Here is a 5047-nt window from a genome sequence, read left to right as displayed (position 1 = left end):
GCAAAAAAGAGGGGGGGGGGGGGTGGTTTGTCCCCTGTCGGGGGGGGAGGAAGTGGGCCAAACGCCCGCTCACAGCGATGAAGGTGTCAGCCCTCGGTCGACTCGGCGGCCTCGGCGGACTCCTCGGCGGCGCCCTCCTCCGCCTCCTCGTCCTCGGCGGCGACCTCGCCGCGCGGCTCGGCGATCTGCACGACGGCGGCCTCGGGGTCGGTCAGCAGGATGGCGCCCTCGGGCAGCTCGACCTCGCCGGCGGTGACGTGCTGGCCGGCCTCGAGGCCCTCGATCGAGACGTCGACCGACTCGGGCAGGTTGGTGGCGAGCGCCTCGACCGACAGGGTCTGCGCCTCGACGAAGTGGATGGTGCCGGGGGCCGACTCGCCCACGACGTTCACGGTGACCTCGACGGCGATCTTCTCGCCGCGCTTCACGAGCAGCAGGTCGATGTGCTCGATGGTGCCGCGGACGGCGTCGCGCTGGATGTCCTTGACGACGGCCATCTCGGAGGTGGAGTCGAGCTCGATGGTGAACAGGGCGTTCGAGTGACGCACGGCGAGCATCGTCTCGTGACCCGGGAGCGTGATGTGCAGCGGGTCCGTGCCGTGCCCGTACAGGACGGCGGGGATCTTGTTCTCGCGACGGATGCGGCGGGCGGCGCCCTTGCCGAACTCGGTGCGGGCCTCGGCGGCGAGCTTGATGTCGGACACGTGGATCACTCCTGGAGGTCTGTGCGTGCCGACGGCCAGAGGGAGCCGTCGGCTGTCCACGAGGGGTGGTCCCCGCGAACGGCGGTTGCGTCGGCGTGGGACACGTGACGGACGCGATCGAGAGCGCGCCGTGGGGGCACCAGCGAGAGTGGTGCACCGACAGCCGCCCAGTCGATCACGGAAATCCGACGGATCCTGCTCTGCGGGTGGCGGCAGCGTCGCAGTCGTCGTACCGGCTGAACCAGCTCGACCGAACCTGCGTGACCGGCGCCCGTCAGACGTCCCTCGCCGAGGCAACCGGACGAGTATAGCCCGCCTCAGTGGCGGGCGCGCTCCCCCGAGCGGTCGCGCGAGCGCCCGCGCGACCCGGCGGCGCCGCGCGGGCGGTAGACCACCTGCGCCTGGAAGACGAACCGCACGACGAAGGCGACCAGGATGAGCACGGCCTGCACCACCTCGGGGTGCGGGACGGCGCGCTCCACGATCCACCACAGCAGCAGGGTGCGGACCACGGCCTCGGTGCCGTTGAAGGCGAACGACCGCACGAACCGGCCCCAGAAACCGTGGGCACCGTCACGCAGGTCGGCGAAGACGAACCGCTCCTGCAGCAGGAAGTTGATGACGATCGTCACGCCGTTGGCCACGATCACGGCCGGCAGGTAGTGCATGCCGACCACCTGCAGCGCGGCGAGGATCGCCAGGTTGAGGACGGCGCCGGCGGCGCCGATCAGCGCGAACGGCGACAGCCGCCCGAACCGCAGCAGGGTGAGCTGCTGCACGTACCGCAGCCCGTTGGCGATGGTGGCCTTGGACCGGCCGGCGAACCGCTCCCCGAAGACGAACGGCTCCTCGACCACGACCAGGCGCTGCCGGGCGAGGATCTCCAGCAGGATCTTGAACCCGCGCGGCTGCAGCGCGGACAGGTCGACGGCGCCCTGGCGCACCACGAAGAAGCCGGTCATGGGGTCGGAGACGTCGCGCAGCTTCACGGGGAACATCGACCGGGCCAGCAGGCCGGACGCCTTGGACACCCAGCGCCGGTAGCGGCCGTCGAGCCCGCCGGCGTCGCCCTTGCCGGTGTAGCGGGAGGCGACGACGACGTCCGCGCCGGTGTCGCGCGCGGTGGCGAGGAGCACGGGGACCATCTCGGGCGGGTGCTGCAGGTCGCCGTCCATGACGACCACGCGCTCCCCTGCGGCGGCGTGGAGGCCGGCGACGACGGCGCCGGACAGCCCGCCGTCGGGCGCGGCGCGGTGGATCATCCGCACGGGCAGGCCCGCCGTCGCGGCCACCCGCTCGATCTCGGCGGGGGTGTCGTCGGTGGAGTCGTCCACGAAGAGGATCTCGACGCCCCCGGGCACGGCGCCGTCGCCGAGCGCCGCGGTCAGCCGACGCACCAGCTCCGCGACGTTCGGTCCCTCGTTGTAGGTGGGGACCAGCACGGTCACGTCCACGAGCGCCTCCATCGTCCGCACAGCCTACGGCCCCGTCCTGGCAGCTCGCCGGGACGGGGCCGCGGGCTCACGGCGTGCGCGCCGACGCGGTGGTCACGGCGTGCGCTCGGCCACCACCAGCTCGCGCACCTTGACCCACGAGCTCGCGTTCGCGGCGGTCGCGACGACCCGCACGTGGCTCGCCTCGACGGGCTCGTCGAGCACCACCTCCGCGAGCGGGGTGTTGTCGAAGGTGCCCACCGTGGTCCAGGTCGAGCCGTCGGCGGACACCTCGATCCGCCCGTGCTGGATCATGTCGCCGGGGGCCGTGTCGTTGTCCGCCATGTGCACGGCGACGTACTTCACGGCTGCCGGCTCGTCGAGGTCGTACCGGATCTCGTCGCCCGCCCGGGCGGCCCGCGACGACCAGAACAGGGTCGCGTCGTCGCCGTCGACCATGTTCGCCGGGGTGTAGGTGGAGTACTGCGGCAGCGACGTGCTGACCGTGCCGGGCAGCGTCGGGACGGGGCACGACGCGTCGTCCGGCGCGGCGGCGCAGAAGATCCGGAACGCCTTCGCCGAGAACTCCTCGAACCGGCCGTCGCCGACGCTCGGCACGATCTGGTCCTCCCGGTACACGCCGTCGGAGCCCTGGTCGTCGACCGTGGCCCGGCCGGCGAGGGCGAGCTGCTCGCGCGCCGCGGCCGCCCGCGTGGACGCCGTCGCGACGTCGTCGTCCTCGAGCGCCGCGAGCATGTCGGCCTCCGCGAGGAGCGCGGACGCCCACTGCGACGCGGCGTCGATCCACGGCGTGGAGTCGGCGACGAAGCCGGGCTCCGCCATCGGCGCGAGGGCGGACGGGAGCTCCTCGATCGCGGCGAGCCTGTCGAGCAGCGCGGAGCGGCCCGCGTCGTCGCCCGCGTCGTAGGCGGCCCAGAACGCGTCGACGTCGGCCGAGAGGCCGGGCGCCTTCGGGCTGCCGGACCGGTACGGCCAGTGCTGGTTGAGGTCGACGAACAGGCCGAGCGCGTCGCGGACCGCCGGGTCGGCCCCGGCGAGCTCGTCGAGGGCGTTCGCGTGCGACGCGTCGGCGTCGTAGGCGGGCGGGTTCCACGTGTAGTCGCCGTAGTCCGCGAGGGACGGCATCGACGCGTACGGCTCGATCATGGGGTTGGACGTGAAGCCGTCGATGTACCGGTACAGCTCCGGGTCCCTTCCGGTGAGCGGGTTGAGGAACAGCCGGTTCCGCCGGCCGTCGTTCACGGGGAAGTTGTCCCAGATGTAGAGGTGGTCGGTGCGGTAGCTGCGCACCGCCTTCTGCACGGACGCGGTCGTGACGGTCGGGGAGAACACGCCCTCGCCGGTCCACTGGACGCGGACGTCGTCGTCGAGGCCGTCGCCGAACCGGCTCTTGTACGGGTCCTCCCCGCTGCCGGCGTAGTTGGTGGGCACGGTCTGCAGCGGCTCGAGGCCGTTCGGGACCACGTACTCGCGCTGGATCCGGTTGAGGTAGTACGTCTGCGCGTCCGCGAGCCAGCCCCAGCTCCCCGCCGTGAACCTCTCCTTGTCGGCGTCGCAGTGCAGCTCGAGCGGGATGTCGTCGAGCGCCACGTAGAAGCTCGTCACGCCCAGGTCGCGCAGCTGGTCGAACTTGCGCACCGTGGCGTCGAAGTCCTCCTGCGACGAGTAGCAGACGTCGTTGCCGGGCGAGAGCGCGAACGTGAACTTCACGTGGTTGCGGTTGGCGGTCTCCACGAGCTCGCGGAGCTGGTCGAGCTCGGTGCCCTCGTACAGGTCGCGCCACTCGTAGCGCAGCTTGCGGTCGTCCTTCGGCGTGTAGACGTAGGTGTTCATCTTGTGCTTGCCGTAGAAGGCGAGCTGGTCGAGGCGCGCCTGGTGCGACCACGGGATCCCGTAGAAGCCCTCGATCGCGCCGCGGATCTCCATCAGCGGCCAGTCGCGCACCTGGACACCGGCGACCTCGCCGTCCGCCTGCACCAGCTGGCGCAGGGTCTGGGCGGCGTAGAACGCGCCGGTGTCGTCGTGCCCGTCGAGGACGAGCACGGGGCCTGCGTCGCGGCCGGTCGCGAGGACGTAGCCGTCGGCGGGCAGGTCCTGCGCGCCGTCGACGCCGATCCGCTGGAGCACCCCCGCGACGGCGGGGTTGTCGCCCGCCGCGCCGAGGTAGACGCGCTTGCCCGTGACCGGGGCGTCGGCGCGGTCCGCGACGGTGACAGCCACCTTCGCGCCCGCGTCGGCGAGCACCCGCCGGGTCGCGGCGACGGCGGACTCGTCGGTGTCCTCACCGACGACGAGGGTGACCCTGCCCGCGAGGGGGAACTCGTCGCCGTTGGCGGTCGCCTCCTGCGGGGTGGGGAACACGGCGTCGGCCGGTCCGGCGTCGGCCGTGGACCCCGTGGCGGAGCCGGCGGCCGGCTCGGCCACCGCGCCGGGTGCGGCGAGGCCTCCGGCGACGGTGGCGAGGAGCGCCGCGGCGGCGACGGCGGTGCCGGCACGCCGCGAGGTGCGGGAACCGGGCGGGCGGACCTGCCGGGCGGCGGGTGGGGGCGACGACGGGAGCGGCGGCTGCGGCGTCTCGGGGCTGGCTTCGAACGACATCGGACCTCGTCTCTGAGCTCGGTAGTCGGCGGCGTTGTGCCCGATGCCGGAACCGTTATCCATAACATCGGTGCGCCGGGCACGACAGTAGAGGCCCACGACCCCCAGGGCAACTGGTCCGGACCAGTTGCCGCGCGGGAGGCCGGTCACCCGGTCCGGAGACGACGGAGCGCGGGGGGGGGAGGGGGGGGTGTCGGTGGGGAAAGCAAAGACGGAGCGGGGGGGGCCGCGGTGGGGGGACGGTCAACACCAGACAACGCCACCCCGCCCACGCTGCTGTGGATCTGCTTC

Annotated in this window: 3 protein-coding genes; all 3 read right to left on the bottom strand. The window is 72.7% G+C overall.

Annotated features, from left to right (window positions below; genetic code table 11):
* Positions 1-86 precede the first annotated feature (86 nt).
* The gene (locus tag ACWF41_RS21080; RefSeq protein WP_380326682.1) at positions 87-704 is read right to left on the bottom strand and encodes a 50S ribosomal protein L25/general stress protein Ctc; all 618 of its coding nucleotides are present in this window, start codon (positions 702-704) and stop codon (positions 87-89) included.
* Positions 705-1021: 317 nt separating this feature from the next.
* Positions 1022-2170, bottom strand: coding sequence for a glycosyltransferase (locus tag ACWF41_RS21075; protein ID WP_380326685.1), 1149 nt, complete (start codon positions 2168-2170; stop codon positions 1022-1024).
* Between the two features lie 81 nt (positions 2171-2251).
* The gene (locus tag ACWF41_RS21070) at positions 2252-4756 is read right to left on the bottom strand and encodes a beta-N-acetylglucosaminidase domain-containing protein (protein WP_380326688.1); all 2505 of its coding nucleotides are present in this window, start codon (positions 4754-4756) and stop codon (positions 2252-2254) included.
* Between the last annotated feature and the right edge of the window lie 291 nt (positions 4757-5047).

The sequence above is a fragment of the Isoptericola sp. NPDC055063 genome (genome assembly GCF_053608125.1).
The sequence above is the reverse complement of the archived record's forward strand: the minus strand, read 5'-3'. Positions and strand labels throughout refer to the sequence as shown.